The organism is Eikenella sp. Marseille-P7795 (genome assembly GCF_916618725.1).
GTDB lineage: Bacteria > Pseudomonadota > Gammaproteobacteria > Burkholderiales > Neisseriaceae > Eikenella > Eikenella longinqua.
In genome coordinates, this window is the sequence record NZ_CAKAJZ010000007.1 from 12228 (window position 1) to 32284 (window position 20057).

The 20057-nt window shown below is 57.0% G+C and carries 14 protein-coding genes, 2 tRNA genes and 3 rRNA genes; 10 read left to right on the forward strand and 9 right to left on the reverse strand.

Features of this window, described 5'->3' with window-relative positions; all coding sequences use genetic code 11:
* Positions 1 to 8: 8 nt before the first annotated feature.
* Positions 9 to 437, reverse strand: coding sequence for a surface-adhesin E family protein (locus tag LG371_RS09845; protein ID WP_225748382.1), 429 nt, complete (start codon positions 435 to 437; stop codon positions 9 to 11).
* An 82-nt stretch (positions 438 to 519) separates the two neighbouring features.
* On the opposite strand from LG371_RS09845, the gene recQ reads away from it, so the two are divergent.
* Positions 520 to 2358 carry a DNA helicase RecQ gene (recQ, locus tag LG371_RS09850; protein WP_225748383.1) on the forward strand — a complete coding sequence of 613 codons (1839 nt, stop codon included), beginning with the start codon at positions 520 to 522 and terminating at the stop codon, positions 2356 to 2358.
* 159 nt (positions 2359 to 2517) lie between these two features.
* Here the strand turns inward: recQ and LG371_RS09855 are convergent, their stop codons facing one another.
* Positions 2518 to 2943 carry a hypothetical protein gene (locus LG371_RS09855; protein WP_225748384.1) on the reverse strand — a complete coding sequence of 142 codons (426 nt, stop codon included), beginning with the start codon at positions 2941 to 2943 and terminating at the stop codon, positions 2518 to 2520.
* A gap of 6 nt (positions 2944 to 2949) precedes the next feature.
* Here LG371_RS09855 and LG371_RS09860 point away from each other — a divergent pair, with 6 nt between their 5' ends.
* Entirely contained in the window at positions 2950 to 3369 is a 420-nt protein-coding gene (locus LG371_RS09860; protein ID WP_225748385.1) for a hypothetical protein, read from the forward strand.
* Positions 3370 to 3537: 168 nt separating this feature from the next.
* Positions 3538 to 5184, forward strand: coding sequence for a SulP family inorganic anion transporter (locus LG371_RS09865; RefSeq protein ID WP_225748386.1), 1647 nt, complete (start codon positions 3538 to 3540; stop codon positions 5182 to 5184).
* A 164-nt stretch (positions 5185 to 5348) separates the two neighbouring features.
* Here LG371_RS09865 and LG371_RS09870 read toward each other — a convergent pair whose 3' ends face one another.
* Positions 5349 to 7133 carry a 2-isopropylmalate synthase gene (locus tag LG371_RS09870; protein ID WP_225748387.1) on the reverse strand — a complete coding sequence of 595 codons (1785 nt, stop codon included), beginning with the start codon at positions 7131 to 7133 and terminating at the stop codon, positions 5349 to 5351.
* A 330-nt stretch (positions 7134 to 7463) separates the two neighbouring features.
* Here LG371_RS09870 and LG371_RS09875 point away from each other — a divergent pair, with 330 nt between their 5' ends.
* From LG371_RS09875 to LG371_RS09905, 7 genes are all read left to right on the forward strand, one after another.
* Positions 7464 to 7622, forward strand: a complete 159-nt coding sequence (locus LG371_RS09875) for a hypothetical protein (RefSeq protein WP_156503479.1) — start codon at positions 7464 to 7466, stop codon at positions 7620 to 7622.
* A gap of 99 nt (positions 7623 to 7721) precedes the next feature.
* The gene (locus LG371_RS09880) at positions 7722 to 8300 is read left to right on the forward strand and encodes a DUF2059 domain-containing protein (protein ID WP_067591186.1); all 579 of its coding nucleotides are present in this window, start codon (positions 7722 to 7724) and stop codon (positions 8298 to 8300) included.
* Positions 8301 to 8503: 203 nt separating this feature from the next.
* A complete protein-coding gene (locus LG371_RS09885; RefSeq protein ID WP_225748388.1) occupies positions 8504 to 9478 on the forward strand; it encodes a class 1 fructose-bisphosphatase in 975 nt (324 codons plus the stop codon).
* Positions 9479 to 9572: 94 nt separating this feature from the next.
* Positions 9573 to 10379 carry a carbon-nitrogen hydrolase family protein gene (locus LG371_RS09890; protein ID WP_067591180.1) on the forward strand — a complete coding sequence of 269 codons (807 nt, stop codon included), beginning with the start codon at positions 9573 to 9575 and terminating at the stop codon, positions 10377 to 10379.
* A 109-nt stretch (positions 10380 to 10488) separates the two neighbouring features.
* A complete protein-coding gene (locus LG371_RS09895) occupies positions 10489 to 11178 on the forward strand; it encodes a Sir2 family NAD-dependent protein deacetylase (RefSeq protein ID WP_067591177.1) in 690 nt (229 codons plus the stop codon).
* Between the two features lie 103 nt (positions 11179 to 11281).
* Positions 11282 to 13222 carry a monovalent cation:proton antiporter-2 (CPA2) family protein gene (locus LG371_RS09900; RefSeq protein ID WP_225748389.1) on the forward strand — a complete coding sequence of 647 codons (1941 nt, stop codon included), beginning with the start codon at positions 11282 to 11284 and terminating at the stop codon, positions 13220 to 13222.
* The gene (locus tag LG371_RS09905) at positions 13209 to 13793 is read left to right on the forward strand and encodes a 5-formyltetrahydrofolate cyclo-ligase (RefSeq protein ID WP_067591576.1); all 585 of its coding nucleotides are present in this window, start codon (positions 13209 to 13211) and stop codon (positions 13791 to 13793) included. The genes LG371_RS09900 and LG371_RS09905 overlap by 14 nt, the downstream gene beginning before the upstream one ends.
* 204 nt (positions 13794 to 13997) lie before the next feature.
* Here LG371_RS09905 and LG371_RS09910 read toward each other — a convergent pair whose 3' ends face one another.
* The 6 genes from LG371_RS09910 to LG371_RS09935 all read right to left on the reverse strand — a co-directional run bounded on the left by LG371_RS09910 (position 13998) and on the right by LG371_RS09935 (position 20028).
* Positions 13998 to 14375: a ComEA family DNA-binding protein gene (locus tag LG371_RS09910; RefSeq protein WP_067591174.1), complete on the reverse strand. Its 378-nt coding sequence runs from the start codon at positions 14373 to 14375 to the stop codon at positions 13998 to 14000.
* A 177-nt stretch (positions 14376 to 14552) separates the two neighbouring features.
* Positions 14553 to 14665, reverse strand: a 5S ribosomal RNA gene (gene rrf, locus LG371_RS09915).
* Positions 14666 to 14830: 165 nt separating this feature from the next.
* Positions 14831 to 17907 (reverse strand): 23S ribosomal RNA (locus LG371_RS09920).
* 310 nt (positions 17908 to 18217) lie between these two features.
* Positions 18218 to 18293 (reverse strand) — tRNA-Ala (locus LG371_RS09925).
* Between the two features lie 51 nt (positions 18294 to 18344).
* Positions 18345 to 18421: transfer RNA gene (locus LG371_RS09930), tRNA-Ile, on the reverse strand.
* 66 nt (positions 18422 to 18487) lie between these two features.
* Positions 18488 to 20028: ribosomal RNA gene (locus LG371_RS09935) — 16S ribosomal RNA — on the reverse strand.
* The 16S, 23S and 5S rRNA genes sit together here with 2 tRNA genes alongside, the layout of an rRNA operon.
* Positions 20029 to 20057 lie beyond the last annotated feature (29 nt).

A 20057-nucleotide genomic window follows, 5' to 3' on the forward strand; every position in this document is an offset into this window, starting at 1 on the left:
CTGGTTGTTTACAACGAACGGCCGCAAGCCGCTTCAAACTGCCTGCCGCCGGCCGAACCTTTCACCACCGGCACCGCCTGCCTGCTCATACCGTATTGGTGCGAGGCCAGCTTGTTGCCCGAAGCGTCCCACATCTCCACCGACACCAGCCGGCGCGTGCGCGCGCTGCAATCCACCTGCCATTGGTTTACCGCCGTTTTAAAATGCGGCGTGTTTGCATAATGCTCGGTTTTCGGGTTGGCCACGGTAATCCGCTCGCGGAAGCTTGCGCGGCTGCCGGTTTTCTGAATGCTGGCGGTGTCGATTTCGTGGCGCACATTGCCGTTCGGGCTCACGCCGTTTTCCTTCCAACTGCCGCCGAGGCTCGGCCCGCCCATGCTCGGACAGCCCGCCAACGCCAGCGCCGCACACAGCGGCACAAATCTGCTCAATCGCATAAAAATCCTTTCAGGTAGCCTTCAAACGCTATAAAATCCGCGCCATTATATCCAACAAACCCCGCCAACGGAAAACCCACCCATGCCCCAGCCAGCCGCCCTCAGCATTCTGCGCGACGTTTTCGGCTACCACGCCTTCCGCGGCCGGCAGGAAGAAATCGTCAATATGCTGGCCGGCGGCGAAAGCCTGCTCGTGCTCATGCCCACCGGCGGCGGCAAATCATTGTGTTATCAAATCCCCGCCCTGATGCGGCGCGGGCTGACCGTTGTGGTGTCCCCGCTGATTGCCCTGATGGACGACCAAGTGGCCGCCCTGCAAGCCGCAGGCGTGGCTGCCGCCAGCGTGCACAGCGGCATCGGCAGCAGCCAAATCCGCCAAACCGCCGACGAAATCGAAGCAGGCTACCTGAAACTGCTTTATGTGTCCCCCGAGCGCCTGGTGAGCGAACGCTTCCTGCGCTTTCTCGACCACACCGAAATCAGCCTCTTCGCCATCGACGAAGCCCACTGCGTGAGCCAGTGGGGGCACGACTTCCGCCCCGAATACCGACAGCTCGGCCTCCTCGCCGAGCGCTACCCCGCCATCCCCCGCATCGCCCTCACCGCCACCGCCGACGCCGAAACCCGCGCCGACATCAAACACTACCTCCATCTGGAAAACGCCCCCGAATTCGTCGCCAGCTTCGACCGCCCCAACATCTACTACCAAATTATCGAAAAAAACAACGGCAAAAAGCAGCTGCTCGACTTCCTCAGCCACCGCCCTAGCGGCGAAAGCGGCATCGTCTATTGCCTGAGCCGCAAAAAAGTGGAAGATACCGCTGCCTTTTTGTGCGAACACGGCTACCGCGCCCTGCCCTACCACGCCGGCCTCAGCATGGAAGAGCGCAACGAACACCAACACCGCTTCACCCGCGAAGAAGGCCTCATCATCGTGGCCACCGTGGCCTTCGGCATGGGTATCGACAAGCCCGACGTGCGCTTCGTCGCCCACCTCGACATGCCCCAGAGCATCGAACATTTCTACCAAGAAAGCGGGCGCGCCGGGCGCGACGGCCAGCTCGCCGCCAGCTGGCTGTGCTACGGCCTCAACGACTACGCCCTCTTGCGCGAACGCATCCAAACCGGCAACAGCAGCGACTTCCAAAAACAAATCGAGCAGCAAAAGCTCGAAGCCATGTTTGCCGTGTGCGAAACCTCCGGCTGCCGCCGCGCCGCCCTGCTGCGCCACTTCGGCGAAGACAGCCCCCCCTGCGGCCACTGCGACAACTGCCTGCACCCCCCCGTGCGCTTCGACGCCACCGAAAACGTGCAAAAACTGTTGAGCTGCATCTACCGCGTCGGCCAGCGTTTCGCCGCCGGCTACGTCATCAACGTATTGCGCGGCAAAGCCGACGACTGGATACGCCAAAACCGCCACGATCAGCTCTCCACCTACGGCATCGGCACCGCCCTCTCCGACAAAGAATGGCGCGGCGTAATCCGCCAATGCATCGGCCAAGGCCTCCTCGCCACCGACCCGCAAAACTACCACGCCCTGCTGCTCACCGAAGCCGCCCGCCCCGTATTGCAAGGCAAGCAAAACATCATGCTGCGCCCGCTCAAACGCGCCAAATCCGCCACCCGCACCCCTCGTGAACAATGGCTGCGCACCGAACGCGAAGAACGCCTGTGGCAAGCCCTGCGCCAATGGCGCACCGAACGCGCCCGCACCGACAACGTGCCCGCCTACATCATCTGCGGCGACCGCACCCTGCAAGACATCGTGCAGCAGCGCCCCGCCACCCCCGCCGACCTCCCCTCTATCTACGGCCTGGGCGAAGCCAAAATCCAAAAATTCGGCAGCGACATCCTCCAAGTGTGCGCACAGTTTGTGCAGGATAACGCAGAGGCAGGCCCGCCGCCCGAAGCCGCTTCATAAGCCTTTACCCGAAACGCCAAAAGGCTACCTGAAAATTTTCGCTGCGCAGAAACTTGCGAAGCTCGTTTTCAGGTAGCCTTTCCTGTTTGGTTTAACACGGGTTGTCAGAAAGATTCCAAAACCGCGTACTAAACACTTGCACTCTATACTGGCTTAATCTTACTTAGGATTAGTTGGTAAATATATGAATTGATCAAATACTTCCCGTTGTTTTAATTTATATATGGTCCGACAGTCTCTTTCCCCGCTCCAAAATAACACAATAAGGCCATCATCTATTGATGGTTCATGAAGATAGGAAGTTGTTTCTTTATACAATACTGTCTTGCTAACAGCATCATAATGTATTTGACTCCATAATGAGACATACGGTTTATTAGATAACTTAAAATTGGTATACCATGCTACACGCTTATTTTCGCCACCGCTAAAGTGGTATCGTACCCCCTCAAAATCCACTGTTTCCGGATAACGCGTTCCCACCTCTTTAGAGGTTTCTGCCCGCGGTTCATAGCCCAGCTCCCGCCAAGCCTCCTCGCCACCCACCATCCGTTTCCACTCTTCCGGTTTCACATATACCCACACCCCGGTTTGTTTGCACGCTTCTTCGGCATACCTGAAAGCGCAGTTTCAGAAAAATTAAAACAATGCTTCCCAAAAAGCCAAGTTTCTGCAAAGCAAAAAATCCAACGCATTCTAGTATGCGGGAAACGATTGCCGAAAGCGTATGCTGTTTATTCAGGCTTGCAGCTTTTGCTGCCTAAAACTTGCATTTTTCAGGTAGCCTCTTGCCTTACCACCGTCCCGCTTAGAGGCTACCTGAAAAATCTGCTCGGCCTTTTTCAGGTAGCCCTATGCTTCGTTTGCAACAAACCAAACATTAATCTATTGGCATGCTATCCCGCCCGGCATCGGCTGGCAAACGGCGCGGGCAAAAGCAAATATTTACGCCGCATTCCGCGCGTGAACCCGCTTGCAGCCCACATCTGCCACAACCAACAATCGGAATGATTGCCTGCCCGATACATACAGCTTCAGGCTACCTGAAACCGGCCGCCCCCGCGCCGGCAAAATACCGACCAAACCCGCTACCGCCAAATTCCGACCATCCGCCCCTCCACGCTGGTCAGCGCTCCTTCAGCGGCGTATAATTTACATCTTTTTACGGATGGCAAACACATGATTGCTTGGATAGAAGCCGGCCGCGCCGGGCTCTTGGCGCGGCAATACTGGCTGCGCAACCTGGCGGCGGGCGCGATTGTGGGCGTGGTGGCGCTGCCGCTTTCAATGGCCTTCGCCATTGCCACCGGCGTGAAGCCGGAACAGGGCATTTACACCGCGATTGTGGCCGGGCTGGTGGTGGCGGTGTGCGGCGGCTCGCGCGTGCAGATTGCCGGCCCCACCGGCGCCTTCATCGCCATTTTGGCGGGCATCACTGCCAAATTCGGCTTCGACGGCCTGCAAATCGCCACCATTCTGGCGGGCATCATTCTGCTTTTAATGGGCATTTTCCGCCTCGGCGCGATGATCCGCTTTATCCCGATGCCGGTTATCCTCGGCTTCACGGCGGGCATCGGCGTGGTGATTTGGGTGGGGCAGTGGGCGGCGTTTTTCGGCCTGCCCAAGGCGTCGGGCGAGCATTTTCACGAGCAATTTGCCGCGCTGCTGCACAGCCTGCCGCAGCTGCACCCGGCCACCACCGCGCTGGGGCTGGTATCCCTCGCTCTGCTCATCGGCGTGCCGCGCCATCCCAAATTGCGGCGCATTCCCTCGCCGATGGTGGTGCTCATCGCCGCCACCCTGCTGCAAAGCCTGTTTCATTTCAAAGACGTGGCCACCATCGGCTCAGCCTATGGCGCCATCCCGCAAAAGCTGCCCGGCTTCTCCCTGCCCGCCTTCACTTGGGTACAGGTTTCCCTGCTCATCCTGCCTGCGTTTACCATCGCCATGCTCGGCGCGATTGAATCGCTGCTTTCCGCCGTGGTGGCCGACGGCATGGTCGGCACGCGCCACAGCTCCAACCAAGAGCTGATTGGGCAGGGCTTGGCCAACATTATCACACCCTTTTTCGGCGGCTTCGCGGCCACCGGCGCTATCGCCCGCACCGCCACCAACATCCGCCAGGGCGGCAACAGCCCGCTCGCCGGCGTGGTTCACTCTCTCACTTTGGCGCTGATTTTGCTGCTGGCCGCACCCTTGGCCGCCAATATTCCGCTGGCCGCACTGGCCGCCATCCTTTTTCAGGTAGCCTGGAACATGAGCGAGCCCAAACGCTGCATCAATATGCTGCGCCGTGCGCCGCGTGCCGATACCGCATTGTTCCTCATCACCTTTTCCCTCACCGTGCTGGTGGATTTGGTGGTGGCGGTGAATATCGGCGTGATTTTGGCCACGCTGCATTTCCTGCGCCAGATGGCCAATGCGGTGGAAGTGCGCAAAGACGAAAGCAGCGGCGATGCCGAAGCGTTGCCGGAAGACGTGCAGATGTTTATCGTAAACGGCCCCTTCTTCTTCGGCGCGATGGAAAAATTTGAGAAAACCCTGGCCGACATCCACACCCAGCCGCGCGCCGTGGTGCTGCGCATGCGCTGGGTGCCGTATATCGACATGACCGGCATCCTCACGCTGGAGCGCGTAATCCAACGCTTGCAGGGGCGCGGCATCCGCGTGCTGGTGTCCGGCGCCAACGAGCAGGTACGCGGCAGCCTGATCCGCAGCGGCATCGTGGCCCTGCTTGGCGAAGGCAACTTTATGCACGACTTCGAAACGGCGGCGCAAACTCTGCGCGCCGAGGCAGCGGCACAAGCCGATACGCCCGCGCCGTAACGGCGGCACGTTTTCCCACTGCATACGATAAAGGCTACCTGAAAATTTCGTTTCGCTTTCAGGTAGCCCCAAAACAACAAAAAGGCTACCTGAAAACATTTGGCGGCAATGTGTGCTTGCCAATCCGTTTGCAGGTAGCCTCTTCTTCAATTAAAACAGCCGGTTCACACCCCCTGCGCTTTAATCCGCTCGCCGCTTTCCAGCTTGTTTAGCGCGGAAAGGTAGGCTTTGGCGGCGGCAGCCAGCGTGTCTGTGTCGGCGCCTTGGCCGTTGGCCACGCGGCCGCCTTTGGCCAGGCGCACGCCGGTTTCACCCTGGCTTTCCGTGCCGAAAGTCACCGCGTTCACAGAATAAATCTGCAACTGGGCGCCGCTTTTCACCACGCTTTCAATGGCTTTGAAAATCGCGTCCACCGGGCCGGAGCCGGTGGCTTCAGCGTATTGCTCTTCGCCGTTGGCGCTGAACACGATTTCGGCGCGCGGCAATTCGCCGGTTTCGGTAACGATGCGTTGGGACACGAATTTGTAACGGTCTGGCGCAAGATTAGACATTTCGTCTGACACCAGCGCGTGCAGGTCTTCATCAAAGATTTCGCGTTTTTTGTCGGCCAGCTCTTTGAAGCGGGCAAAGGCGGCATTGAGCGCTTCTTCGCTGCCCAGCTCGATGCCGAGCTCGGCCAGCTTGCTGCGGAAGGCGTTGCGCCCGGAAAGTTTGCCCAAACTCAGGCGGTTAGCCGCCAAGCCCACGGATTCGGCCGACATAATTTCATAGGTTTCGCGGTGTTTGAGCACGCCGTCTTGGTGGATGCCGGATTCGTGCGCGAAGGCATTGGCGCCCACAATTGCCTTGTTCGGCTGCACGGGATAGCCGGTGATGGTGGACACCAGCTTGGACGTGGGCACGATTTGGGCGGTGTCGATGCCGGTTTCCAGCCCGAACAAATCGTGCCGCACTTTGAGCGCCATCACGATTTCTTCCAGGCTGGCGTTGCCGGCGCGCTCGCCCAGGCCGTTGATGGTACATTCCACCTGCCGCGCTCCGGCCTGCACAGCGGCCAGCGAATTGGCCACGGCCATGCCTAAGTCGTTGTGGCAATGAGTAGACCACACCACCTTGTCGCTGCCGGGGGTTTTGGCAATCAGCTCGCGGAAGAAATTTTCGGTTTTGTGAGGCACGGAATAGCCCACGGTGTCGGGGATATTGATGGTGGTGGCGCCCGCTTCGATCACTGCGCCGCAGATTTCGGCCAGGAAGCCGATTTCGGAGCGCAGCGCGTCTTCGCAGGAAAACTCCACGTCGTCGGTATATTCTTTGGCAATCTTCACCGCCTTCACCGCCGCGGCCACCACTTGGTGCGGCTTCATTTTCAGCTTGTGCTCCATGTGGATGGGGCTGGTGGCGATGAAGGTGTGGATGCGTTTTTTCGGCGCGGGGGCAATTGCCTCGCCGGCCTTGCGCACATCATTTTCCACCGCGCGCGCCAGAGAACAAACGGTTGATTCAGTGATGGTTTGCGCAATTTCATGCACCGCATCGAAATCGCCCGGGCTGGCAGCGGCAAAGCCAGCTTCGATCACGTCCACGCCCAGCTTTTCCAGCTGGCGCGCCACGCGCACTTTTTCTTCCTTGGTCATGGCGGCGCCGGGCGACTGCTCGCCGTCGCGCAGGGTAGTATCGAAAATCACCACACGGTTGCTGCCGGGCTGGGCAGGCATGCGCTGCAAGGCGGAATGCTGCTCCATAAAGGCGTTCAAATCCAGCGGCCGGCCTTGAGCTTCGGCCAAGGCGCTCAGGCGCTGGAGCTGGTGCAGCGGCAGCGAGCCGCGCGTGCGCCATTTATAGATAGCGGCAGTGGAGGCGGCGCTGTCGGGGTCGAGCCGGCGCAGAGCTTCGGCCAGCGCGTTCACCCCGCCGAAATAGGCAATTAAGCGGTCGATATCCAGTTTCATAATGGACTTTCAGTCTAAATTTATCTAAAAAAGTGGCAGATGGCGAGATAATAGACATTTATAGACATAAAAGCAAGGGTATTTCTATACATTTTTTATAAATTTATACTTATTGTCCATAGTCGTTCACTTGTTGCACAAAAGCTTTGCCCCAGCAGCCCAGCGCGGCAGCGGCTGGACTTCAATGTAAAGAGATAGTTATAATTTGCAATAGATACAGGAAATCCGTAAACAATAGAGAAGAAACCACAACATTACCAAATATAAAACATCAAATAAACAATAAGATAACAACACCGAATCTGAACCTACTTTTGCGGGGGAACAGCGATGTTCGAATTATCTCTTCCTCTTTCTCTTCTTTTGGTGGTGCTGCTGTGGTTGGCCGTGCGCCTCAGGCAGCAGCATGCCCGGCACCAGCCCGCCGCACCCCGCGGGCACGACGATTGCAGCTTCTTCACCCGGGAATACCACCGTGGCGAACAATAACCGCCTTTCCGGCAGCCCGTTCCGGCGCTGCCGATTCCTCCCTGCCAGCCCGATATTTTTCAGGTAGCCTCATGCCCATTCTTATCTTAAGGAAACACGATGTCTAAAACCGCCCTTCCCTTATTGTGCGCGGCGGCACTCGGCCTGCTGCTGGCCGCCCTGCCCGCTGCGGCGCAAACGCCGTCAGATGAATCGCTGAACCGATTGATTGAGCTGCAGAATATCACCACCCAGATGCGTAATACCCTTCCAGCAACAGTCAATATTGCCTATCAGAGAGTTGCCCGATACATTAACGACCATACTAGATTGAGTTCCAAGCAACGTGCCGAACTGGAGCATGCCACCGAACGCTACGTCAATGACATGAACCGCGAAGTCCTCCAATCCGAAGAAGTGTTGAGCGAAATCCGCCGCATCAATCGCGATGCCATGCGTCAAATCTATACGCAGGAAGAAGTGGATGCCATGATTGCCTTTAACAGTTCACCTCTCGGGCAAAGCATAATGCGCAAACAAAGCACCTTGCTCAATACAGTGCTGCCTTCAATGGCACGCCTGCTCAGCCAGCGTTACGAGCAAGCCGGCCAACGCCTAACGCCCCAATTCCAGCGCGAAGTAGAGCGCATCATGGGCTCCGGCAGCGGCAGCAACGGCGCCGCCGGCAAGCGCCGCTAAGCCGGGCAATCTCACGGCATGGCAGATTTTTCCCACAAAGCTATCCCCAGCCGCGCCTTGGGCGGGTAAAATACAGCCCAGCCCTGTAGGGCTACCTGAAAAACGGTTTCCATCGCACACAAAGCGCCGGCTTCAAGCGCATTTTTTCAGGTAGCCTATATTTTCAGGTAGCCTTTATATCGAAACCTTCCACCGAGTTCCCCATGCCCACCCTATCCGAATTCCTCCCGCAACACCTCGCCGAACATCATCTGTCCGCCGAGCTCGGCAGCGTCGTTTCCACCCTTGCCCAAGCCTGCCAAACCATCAGCGGCCAAGTGCGCCAAGGCGCGCTCGCCGGCGTGCTTGGCGAAGCCGGCAGCAGCAATGTGCAAGACGAAGCGCAGAAAAAACTAGACGTTATCGCCAACCAAATCCTCATCGACGCCTTGCGCGCCAACCCCGCCGTGGCCGGCCTGGCCAGCGAAGAAGAAGAGCAGTTCGTGCCCGCCAACCCGCAGGGCGGCTACCTGGTGCTGTTCGACCCCTTAGACGGCTCGTCCAATATCGACATCAACATCTCCGTCGGCACCATCTTCTCCATCCTGAAAAAGCCCGAAGGCGCGCTTTCCACCCAATCCTTCCTGCAAAGCGGCCGCGAGCAAATCGCCAGCGGTTATGTCCTCTACGGCCCGCAAACCCAGCTCGTGCTCTGCCTGCGCCATGGCGTGGCCGTATTCACGCTGGATGCGGGCGGCCAATTTGTCCAAACCCAGCTCAACCCGCAAGTGCCGGCTGCTGCGCGCGAATTTGCCATCAATATGTCCAACCAGCGCCATTGGCAACCGCCCATGCAGCAATATATTGCCGAACTGCTCGCCGGCGACACCGGCCCTCGCGGCAAAAACTACAATATGCGCTGGGTGGCCAGCATGGTGGCCGAAATCCACCGCATCCTCATGCGCGGCGGCGTGTTCATGTATCCCAAAGACGCCCGAGACCCCGCCAAGCCCGGCAAACTGCGCCTGATGTATGAAGCCAACCCGTTGAGCCTCATCATCGAACAAGCCGGCGGCGCCAGCACCAACGCCCGCGAGCCCATGCTCGACATTCGGCCCGAAGGCCTGCACCAGCGCGTGGCCGTAATCATGGGCAGCCGCGAAGAAGTAGAATACGTTACCCGCCTGCACCAGGCATAAACAAAGGCTACCTGAAAATTTTCGCTTCGCAAAAGCCAAAGCTTTCAGGTAGCCCCTCCCTTTTACAACCCTTTAGCATAAAGACACACCCGCCATGCAAACCATCCGCGTTGCCGCCATCCAACTCGTTTCCCACACCGACCCCGCCATAAACCGCCGCAGCGTCGTGCAGCAAGTTGCCGCCGCCGCCCAAGACGGCGCCGACTGGGTGCTCCTGCCCGAATACTGGCCGCTCATGGGCCGCCACGACACCGACAAGCTCGCCCTAGCCGAACAATTCGGCCGCGGCCCCCTGCAAATCTTCATGGCCGAACTCGCCGCCCGCCACCGCATCGTCTTATTCGGCGGCAGCATCCCCCTGCTCGCCAGCCAAAGCGGCAAAATCATCAACAGCCTGCTCGTATACGGCCGCGACGGCCAATGCCTCAGCCGCTACGACAAAACCCACCTCTTCAGCTACACCGGCATCGGCGAAAGCTACCGCGAAGCCGACACCATCGAAGCCGGCAACAGCATCCCCCCCTCCGCCGAAATCGACGGCTGGCGCTACGGCCAAGGCGTATGCTACGACCTACGCTTCCCCGAAATCTTCCGCGCCCAGCAGCCCTTCGACGTGCTGCTCCTGCCCGCCGCCTTCACCTACACCACCGGCAAAGCCCACTGGCAAACCCTCCTACAAGCCCGCGCCATCGAAAACCAATGCTACGTCATCGCCGCCGCCCAAGGCGGCCTGCACGACAGCGGCCGCCGCACCTACGGCCACAGCATGATCATCGACCCCTGGGGCGAAATCCTCGCCGAGCTGCCAGAAGGCGAAGGCCGCATCATGGCCGAGCTCTCCCCCCAGCGCCTGCACACCGTGCGCAGCCAGCTCCCCGCCCTGCAACACCGCCGGTTTTAACCATGAGGCTACCTGAAAAAGCAAACGCCGATTTTTCAGGTAGCCTCTTCCGTATCACCCAGGCTAGCTGCAAACAGCAGCCGTTCCGTTCACCAGAAAGCAAACCATCATGCAAACCATCGTCGTCCTCACCGGCGCCGGCATCAGTGCCGACAGCGGCCTGCGCACCTTCCGCGACACCGACGGCCTGTGGGAAGGCTACAAAGTGGAAGAAGTGTGCACGCCCGAAGCCTTCGCCCGCAATCCCAAGCTCGTGATCGACTTCTACAACGAACGCCGCCGCCAAGCGCAAGCCGCCCAACCCAACGCCGCTCACCTCGCCCTCGCCGAGCTGGAAAAATACTACAAAGTGCAAATTATCACCCAAAACGTAGACGACCTGCACGAGCGCGCCGGCAGCCGCACCGTGCTGCACCTGCACGGCGAATTAAACAAAGCCCGCAGCAGCGTAAACGAGCAATACGTAATCGATTGGACTGGCGACCAATCCCTCGCCGACAAAGACCCGGAAGGCCACCCCATGCGCCCGCACATCGTGTGGTTCGGCGAAGCCGTGCCGCTGATCGAAACCGCCGCACAATGGGTGTCGCAGGCCGACAAAGTGCTGGTGGTCGGCACCTCCATGCAGGTGTATCCCGCCGCCGGCCTGCTGCAATACGCGCCCTACGAAGCCGAGTGCTACCTGGTCGATCCGCGCCCGCCCGCCGGCCTGGCCAACATCAGCATTACCGCCGCCAAAGCCAAAGACGGCGTGCCGCAGCTGGTGGACAAGCTCATTGCCGAAGCCCGGCAGGCTTAGCCCCTTAGGCTACCTGAAAATATTGCCTCCGCCATTTTTCAGGTAGCCTCTTCCGACCCAAAGGCTACCTGAAAACTTTGATTACCCGCCCACTCCTCCCGCCATGACCCAAATCCTGCTCTACACTTTCATCTACCTCGCCTTCGCCGTGGCCGCGGTGCTCATCTCCAAAAAACTGGGCTTGGGCTCGGTGCTGGGCTACCTCATGGCCGGCATCGCCATCGGCCCGGTGTTGGGCCTGGCCGGCAAGGAAACCGAATCCATCCAACACGTTGCCGAATTCGGCGTGGTGATGATGCTGTTTTTGGTGGGGCTGGAGCTGGCGCCGCAGAAGCTGTGGCAGCTGCGGCACAAGCTCTTGGGGCTGGGCGGATTGCAGGTGGGCTTGTCGGTGGCGGCGATTGCGGGCATCACCGTGGCCATCGGCAAAAGCTGGCAGATGGGCGTGGCGGTGGGCTGCATTTTGGCGCTCTCCTCCACCGCCATCGTGCTGCAAACCTTCAATGAGAAAAACCTGATGCACACACCGGGCGGGCAGGCCGGTTTTGCCATCCTGCTGTTTCAAGACGTGGCTGCCATCCCGATGCTGGCGCTGCTGCCGCTGCTGGCCACTTCCTCGCGCCACCGCAGCCAGCACGCCGAAACCCTGCTCACCGACCAGCCGGGCTGGGTGCACGCTGCCGTGAGCATTGCCGCCATCCTGCTGATTGTGGTGGGCGTACGCTTTCTGGTGCCGCGCCTGTTCCGCTTCATCAGCAAAATCCGGCTAAACGAAATGTTTACCATGTTCACGCTGGCGCTGGTGGTGGGCATCGCCACGCTGATGTCGCTCATCGGCCTTTCGCCCGCCTTGGGCGCTTTCGTGGCGGGCGTGGCGCTGGCCAACAGCTCCTACCGGCACGAAATGGAAAGCCATCTGGAACCGTTTAAAGGGCTGCTTTTGGGGCTGTTTTTCATCACCGTGGGCGCGGGCATGAATTTCCCGCTGTTGTTTAAAGAATTTTGGGTGGTGGCCGCCATCACATTGGCCACGCTGGCGGTGAAGGGCAGCATTTTGTTCATCCTCGGCCTGCTGTTCCGCCTGCCGCGCATGGGCAGCAAGCTGCTGGCGCTGAGCTTGGCGCAGGCCGGTGAATTCGGCTTCGTGCTGCTCTCCATCGCGCGCCAAAGCCACGTTCTGCCGCGCGCCATGTCCGACCGCATTTCGCTGGTGGTGGCGCTCTCTATGCTGCTCACGCCGCTGCTGTTTATCGTGTACGATAAACTCGTGGTGCCGCGCGGCATCGCCGAAGAAAACCAAGACCGCCCGCAAGACATAATCGAAGAAGAAAACCCGGTCATCCTGCTCGGACACGGCCGGTTCGGCCAGCAAATCAACAGCATGCTTACCGCCTGCGGCTTCCACACCACGGTTATCGACTTCCATGCCGACACCGTGGAAGGCCTCACCAAATACGGCAGCAAAACCTACTACGGCGACGCGTCCCGACCCGAGTTGCTCAATTCCATCGGCCTGGCGCACGCCAAGCTCCTCATCGTCTGCATCAGCAACCGTGAGCAGGCCACCGCCATCGTTGAATTCGTGCACCGCCACTACCCCAACCTGCCCGTGATCGCCCGCGCCTACGACCGTATCCACGCCTACCACCTGCACCATGCCGGCGCCGACTACATCATCCGCGAAACTGCCGATTCCGCCATCCGCAGCGGCAAGCTCGCACTGGAAAAACTCGGCGTCAATGCCAACAAAGCGCAAGAACTGAGCGAATTCTACGCCGCCCGCGACCGCTACCAAATGGACAAAATGGCCGAAGTGTACAACCCCGACATCCCGCCCTTTGCCAACGACACCCTGCTCAAAACCGCCCAGGAAATCGACGCCGAAACCGGCAAAATGATGCAATCCCTGCTGCGTGGCGAAACCGTGGATTGGCAGGAAGACCCCGAGAGCTGGACGCGCATGAAAAAGGGCTGGCTTAAGGCTGCCAGCCATCATATCCCCCCAGCCCAACTCCAACCGAAAAACCATGATCCAGCCAAGTGAAAAACACGAAGTCCGCCGCCGCCTGCGCCGCGCCCGGCAAGCCATTCCACCAATCAAGCGGCAACGCGCCGAACAACGCATCAACCGCCTGCTCAAAGGCTACCTGAAACGCGGCAAACGCCTCGCCGTGTATTGGCCCATCGGCAGCGAGCTGCGGTTAAACGGCCTCGTTGCCGCCGCCCGAGCCCGCGGCACCCAGCTCTACCTGCCCTACATCCAGCCCGGCAAACAACGCCTCTGGTTCACCCCTTACCCCGCCTCTGGCCGCCCCGAACGCCTGCGCAAAGGCAAACTGCGTATCCCTCAGTTCGCCGGTCAAAAAATCCGCATCCACAACCTGCACGGCATCATCATCCCCCTTATCGGCATCGACAGCCGCGGCTACCGCATGGGCCAAGGCGGCGGCTTCTACGACGTTACCCTCGCCGCCACCCGCCACCGCCTCTGCCCGCTCAAAATCGGCGCCGGTTTCGCCTGCCAGCAAACCGATAGCCTGCCCACTGAATCCCACGATATGCGGCTCGATATCTGGGTTTGCGAAACCGGTATCCGGCATTTCGGCAAGCACTGAATAGGGTGATGATTTTTCAGGTAGCCCAAGCAACTGCCCAGCCAAGATACAGCTAACTTGACTGAATAAATCAAGCATTCCTAAAACCTATTCAGGCCACCTGAAAACTACTTAGCCACAATAAAAAATCGCTGTATGCCTAAATATTAAGCATACAGCGATTTTTTATTCTTTCTGCGGATTGTGTCTTAAATGGCTAAAACATTACGGTTTAGCTGCAGACGGTTTGTTGGCAGCCGGTTTGGCGGCAGGAGTAGCTGGTTTGGCAGCAGCCGGCTGTTGCTGCTGAGGAGCAGCCTGACGGTTTGCAGCAGGAGCACGGGCAGCTTGGCCGTTACCCACAGTAATCTCTTCAGAAATCTTCTGATAAATCCCATTACCGATACCGCGAACGTTTTTGATATCTTCAGTTGATTTAAACGGACCGTTTGCCGTACGGTATTCAACAATTGCTGCAGCTTTAGCTGGGCCAATGCCGTTCAAAGTCTGCAACTCTTGTGCAGTAGCCGTATTAATATTAACTTGTGCCAATGCCCAAGAAAAACTCAGCAAAGTAAAAACAACAAAGAGAAACTTTTTCATTCCTGACTCCTTATGGGGATTAATGGGATGATGTTTAATCAAAACAGGTGATGCCACTATACATTATCATTCTTTTCTGTACAAGTTCTTTACCTACAAACAACAAAATTCCATATTTTTCCATTCTCTAGGAATGGCTGACACCCCGGCTGATTAAGCCGGGGTGTCGGAATAGGTGTTTGGCAGTGTCCTACTTTCGCACGGGTATCCGTACTATCATCGGCGCTGGTTCGTTTCACGGTCCTGTTCGGGATGGGAAGGCGTGGGACCAAACCGCTATGGCCGCCAAACTAAACTGTACAAATCGTCAAGCCGCCGATATCGCTATCGGCCAATCAATCTTCTCCGGCCAAACTCTCTCAAGGTTCGACCGTCGGGTAATGTGTATCTCTTTCCAGTAAGCTTTATCTTCCGTCCTCTCCGGTGGCCAGCCACCGCAAAGCACTTCAAATGATAGAGTCAAGCCTCACGAGCAATTAGTATGGGTTAGCTGCACGCGTTGCCGCGCTTCCACACCCCACCTATCAACGTCCTGGTCTAGAACGACTCTTTAGTGTGGTTATACCACAAGGGAAGTCTCATCTCCAGGCAGGTTTCGCGCTTAGATGCTTTCAGCGCTTATCCTTCCCGAACTTAGCTACCCGGCGATGCCACTGGCGTGACAACCGGTACACCAGAGGTTCGTCCACTCCGGTCCTCTCGTACTAGGAGCAGCCCCTGTCAAACTTCCAACGCCCACTGCAGATAGGGACCAAACTGTCTCACGACGTTTTAAACCCAGCTCACGTACCACTTTAAATGGCGAACAGCCATACCCTTGGGACCGACTACAGCCCCAGGATGTGATGAGCCGACATCGAGGTGCCAAACTCCGCCGTCGATATGAACTCTTGGGCGGAATCAGCCTGTTATCCCCGGAGTACCTTTTATCCGTTGAGCGATGGCCCTTCCATTCAGAACCACCGGATCACTATGTCCTGCTTTCGCACCTGCTCGACTTGTCGGTCTCGCAGTTAAGCTACCTTTTGCCATTGCACTATCAGTCCGATTTCCGACCGGACCTAGGTAACCTTCGAACTCCTCCGTTACTCTTTGGGAGGAGACCGCCCCAGTCAAACTGCCTACCATGCACGGTCCCCGATCCGGATCACGGACCTGGGTTAGAACCTCAAAGTCACCAGGGTGGTATTTCAAGGACGGCTCCACAGAAACTGGCGTCTCTGCTTCTAAGCCTCCCACCTATCCTACACAAGTGACTTCAAAGTCCAATGCAAAGCTACAGTAAAGGTTCACGGGGTCTTTCCGTCTAGCAGCGGGTAGATTGCATCTTCACAACCACTTCAACTTCGCTGAGTCTCGGGAGGAGACAGTGTGGCCATCGTTACGCCATTCGTGCGGGTCGGAACTTACCCGACAAGGAATTTCGCTACCTTAGGACCGTTATAGTTACGGCCGCCGTTTACTGGGGCTTCGATCCGATGCTCTCACATCTTCAATTAACCTTCCAGCACCGGGCAGGCGTCACACCCTATACGTCCACTTTCGTGTTTGCAGAGTGCTGTGTTTTTAATAAACAGTCGCAGCCACCGATTCTCTGCGACCCTCCAACGCTTACGCCGCGAAGGCTTAACGTCGAAGGGCATACCTTCTCCCGAAGTTACGGTATCAATTTGCCGAGTTCCTTCTCCCGAGTTCTCTCAAGCGCCTTAGAATTCTCATCCTGCCCACCTGTGTCGGTTTGCGGTACGGTTCGATTTAAGCTGAAGCTTAGTGGCTTTTCCTGGAAGCGTGGTATCGGTCACTTCGCATCCGTAGATGCTCGTTATCGCTTCTCGGTGTTTCGAAGAACCGGATTTGCCTAGTCCTTCCACCTACCGGCTTGAACAAACTATTCCAACAGTTTGCTGACCTAACCTTCTCCGTCCCCACGTCGCACTTAAATCAAGTACGGGAATATTAACCCGTTTCCCATCGACTACGCATCTCTGCCTCGCCTTAGGGGCCGACTCACCCTGCGCCGATGAACGTTGCGCAGGAAACCTTGGGCTTTCGGCGAGCGGGCTTTTCACCCGCTTTATCGCTACTCATGTCAACATTCGCACTTCTGATACCTCCAGCATACCTTACGATACGCCTTCTCAGGCCTACAGAACGCTCCCCTACCATGCACGCTTCATTAAAACAACTCTGCTTCCACCATCCGTCACGCTCGACTTTGATGGGCGCTTTCCGTCGCTTCGCTCCGGTAAGCTGTTTTAATGAAGCGTGCATCCGCAGCTTCGGTTATAGATTTGAGCCCCGTTACATCTTCCGCGCAGGATGACTCGACCAGTGAGCTATTACGCTTTCTTTAAATGATGGCTGCTTCTAAGCCAACATCCTGGCTGTCTAAGCCTTCCCACTTCGTTTACCACTTAATCTATCATTTGGGACCTTAGCTGGCGGTCTGGGTTGTTTCCCTTTCGACAACGGACGTTAGCACCCGCTGTCTGTCTCCCATGCTCACACTTTCCAGTATTCTGAGTTTGCCATGGGTTGGTAAGTCGCAATGACCCCCTAGCCATAACAGTGCTTTACCCCCGGAAGTGATACATGAGGCACTACCTAAATAGTTTTCGGGGAGAACCAGCTATCTCCGAGTTTGTTTAGCCTTTCACCCCTATCCACAGCTCATCCCCGCATTTTGCAACATGCGTGGGTTCGGTCCTCCAGTACCTGTTACGGCACCTTCAACCTGGCCATGGATAGATCACTCGGTTTCGGGTCTACGCCCAGCAACTCGTCGCCCTATTAAGACTCGGTTTCCCTACGCCTCCCCTATCCGGTTAAGCTCGCTACTGAACGTAAGTCGTTGACCCATTATACAAAAGGTACGCAGTCACCCCAGATTTAAGCATCCTGCTATCTTGCTTAAATCTGCCAGTTTCACTCCTTAGTCTGCTTTTAGCTCGCTGCTCGCTCGCTGAAAGAACCAAGATACTTAAATCTGGGGCTCCCACTGTTTGTATGCATCAGGTTTCAGGTTCTATTTCACTCCCCTCCCGGGGTTCTTTTCGCCTTTCCCTCACGGTACTGGTTCACTATCGGTCGATGATGAGTATTTAGCCTTGGAGGATGGTCCCCCCATCTTCAGACAGGATTTCTCGTGTCCCGCCCTACTTGTCGTATACCTAGTACCACTACCGAGATTTCGAATACGGGGCTATCACCCACTATGGCGGAACTTTCCATTTCCTTCTTCTATCTCAACAGCTATCGTATACAGGCTCCTCCGCGTTCGCTCGCCACTACTTGCGGAATCTCGGTTGATTTCTTTTCCTCCGGGTACTGAGATGGTTCAGTTCTCCGGGTTCGCTTCGCTTACCCTATGGATTCGGATAAGGATACCGTACAAAATACGGTGGGTTTCCCCATTCGGACATCACCGGATCATAGCTCTATTGCCAGCTCCCCGATGCTTTTCGCAGGCTTACACGTCCTTCGTCGCCTATCATCGCCAAGGCATCCACCTGATGCACTTATTCACTTGACTCTATCATTTGAAGTGCCTTTCTGACTTTGCCCTCCCTGCGTTGACGACAGTCGGGACTTAAGGCCTCTACTCTGATAAAGCTTACTGCTTGTTGTGTCCGAATCCTGCCTTTTGTCTCAGGATCCGGTCAATACAATCATTACCCAAATTTCAGTAAGTGGGGCACACCCCCTCTTACTTCGTTTGTTTATTGATTTCGGCTTGCCAATTTGTTAAAGATCGATGCGTCGCTTGCGCTTCGCAAATCAAAACCAGCTGCTTTCAAGTGGCCTGAAAGCGGTTCGCTTTGATTTGAAAAGTGCTGGGTCTGTGGTGGAGGCAAACGGGATCGAACCGATGACCCCCTGCTTGCAAAGCAGGTGCTCTACCAACTGAGCTATGCCCCCTTACCTCTCTCCTCGGGCGTTTCTACTGCTCTGCCTCTGGCTTCAGCGTGGTGGTGGGTCTGGGAGGACTTGAACCTCCGACCCCACGCTTATCAAGCGTGTGCTCTAACCAGCTGAGCTACAAACCCAAGGTCTTCTCTTGCATCTGTGTGATTACCGATAGGTGTGGATGCTCCTGCCCCGCTTTTCTCTAGAAAGGAGGTGATCCAGCCGCAGGTTCCCCTACGGCTACCTTGTTACGACTTCACCCCAGTCATGAAGCATACCGTGGCAAGCGGCCTCCTCGCGGTTAGCCTACCTGCTTCTGGTATCCCCCACTCCCATGGTGTGACGGGCGGTGTGTACAAGACCCGGGAACGTATTCACCGCAGTATGCTGACCTGCGATTACTAGCGATTCCGACTTCATGCACTCGAGTTGCAGAGTGCAATCCGGACTACGATCGGTTTTCTGGGATTGGCTCCGCCTCGCGGCTTGGCTACCCTCTGTACCGACCATTGTATGACGTGTGAAGCCCTGGTCATAAGGGCCATGAGGACTTGACGTCATCCCCACCTTCCTCCGGTTTGTCACCGGCAGTCTCATTAGAGTGCCCAACTAAATGATGGCAACTAATGACAAGGGTTGCGCTCGTTGCGGGACTTAACCCAACATCTCACGACACGAGCTGACGACAGCCATGCAGCACCTGTGTTACGGCTCCCGAAGGCACCCTTCCGTCTCTGGAAGGTTCCGTACATGTCAAGACCAGGTAAGGTTCTTCGCGTTGCATCGAATTAATCCACATCATCCACCGCTTGTGCGGGTCCCCGTCAATTCCTTTGAGTTTTAATCTTGCGACCGTACTCCCCAGGCGGTCGATTTCACGCGTTAGCTACGCTACTAAGCAGTCAAGCTGCCCAACAGCTAATCGACATCGTTTAGGGCGTGGACTACCAGGGTATCTAATCCTGTTTGCTACCCACGCTTTCGAGCATGAACGTCAGTGTTATCCCAGGGGGCTGCCTTCGCCATCGGTATTCCTCCACATCTCTACGCATTTCACTGCTACACGTGGAATTCTACCCCCCTCTGACACACTCTAGCCATCCAGTTCAGAACGCAGTTCCCAGGTTAAGCCCGGGGATTTCACATCCTGCTTAAATAACCGTCTGCGCTCGCTTTACGCCCAGTAATTCCGATTAACGCTCGCACCCTACGTATTACCGCGGCTGCTGGCACGTAGTTAGCCGGTGCTTATTCTTTCGGTACCGTCAGCAGAAACGGGTATTAACCGTCCCCTTTTCTTCCCGAACAAAAGTACTTTACAACCCGAAGGCCTTCTTCATACACGCGGCATGGCTGGATCAGGGTTGCCCCCATTGTCCAAAATTCCCCACTGCTGCCTCCCGTAGGAGTCTGGGCCGTGTCTCAGTCCCAGTGTGGCGGATCGTCCTCTCAGACCCGCTACTGATCGTCGCCTTGGTAGGCCTTTACCCCACCAACTAGCTAATCAGATATCGGCCGCTCAAATAGCGCAAGGCCTTTCGGTCCCCTGCTTTCCTCCTCAGAGCGTATGCGGTATTAGCCAATCTTTCGATTGGTTATCCCCCACTACTCGGCACGTTCCGATATGTTACTCACCCGTTCGCCACTCGCCGGCAGAAGTGCAAGCACTCCTCCGCTGCCGTTCGACTTGCATGTGTAAAGCATGCCGCCAGCGTTCAATCTGAGCCAGGATCAAACTCTTATGTTCAATCTCTAACTTTAAACTTCTGGTCTGCT

What these genes read in the sequence shown, in the direction of transcription:
- LG371_RS09865 (WP_225748386.1), top strand. Translation starts at nt 3,538, where the DNA reads ATGATTGCTTGGATAGAAGCCGGCCGCGCCGGGCTCTTGGCGCGGCAA.
- LG371_RS09875 (WP_156503479.1), top strand. Translation starts at nt 7,464, where the DNA reads ATGTTCGAATTATCTCTTCCTCTTTCTCTTCTTTTGGTGGTGCTGCTG.
- LG371_RS09880 (WP_067591186.1), top strand. Translation starts at nt 7,722, where the DNA reads ATGTCTAAAACCGCCCTTCCCTTATTGTGCGCGGCGGCACTCGGCCTG.
- LG371_RS09895 (WP_067591177.1), top strand. Translation starts at nt 10,489, where the DNA reads ATGCAAACCATCGTCGTCCTCACCGGCGCCGGCATCAGTGCCGACAGC.
- LG371_RS09910 (WP_067591174.1), bottom strand. Translation starts at nt 14,375, where the DNA reads ATGAAAAAGTTTCTCTTTGTTGTTTTTACTTTGCTGAGTTTTTCTTGG.
- LG371_RS09845 (WP_225748382.1), bottom strand. Translation starts at nt 437, where the DNA reads ATGCGATTGAGCAGATTTGTGCCGCTGTGTGCGGCGCTGGCGTTGGCG.
- LG371_RS09870 (WP_225748387.1), bottom strand. Translation starts at nt 7,133, where the DNA reads ATGAAACTGGATATCGACCGCTTAATTGCCTATTTCGGCGGGGTGAAC.
- recQ (WP_225748383.1), top strand. Translation starts at nt 520, where the DNA reads ATGCCCCAGCCAGCCGCCCTCAGCATTCTGCGCGACGTTTTCGGCTAC.
- LG371_RS09885 (WP_225748388.1), top strand. Translation starts at nt 8,504, where the DNA reads ATGCCCACCCTATCCGAATTCCTCCCGCAACACCTCGCCGAACATCAT.
- LG371_RS09900 (WP_225748389.1), top strand. Translation starts at nt 11,282, where the DNA reads ATGACCCAAATCCTGCTCTACACTTTCATCTACCTCGCCTTCGCCGTG.
- LG371_RS09890 (WP_067591180.1), top strand. Translation starts at nt 9,573, where the DNA reads ATGCAAACCATCCGCGTTGCCGCCATCCAACTCGTTTCCCACACCGAC.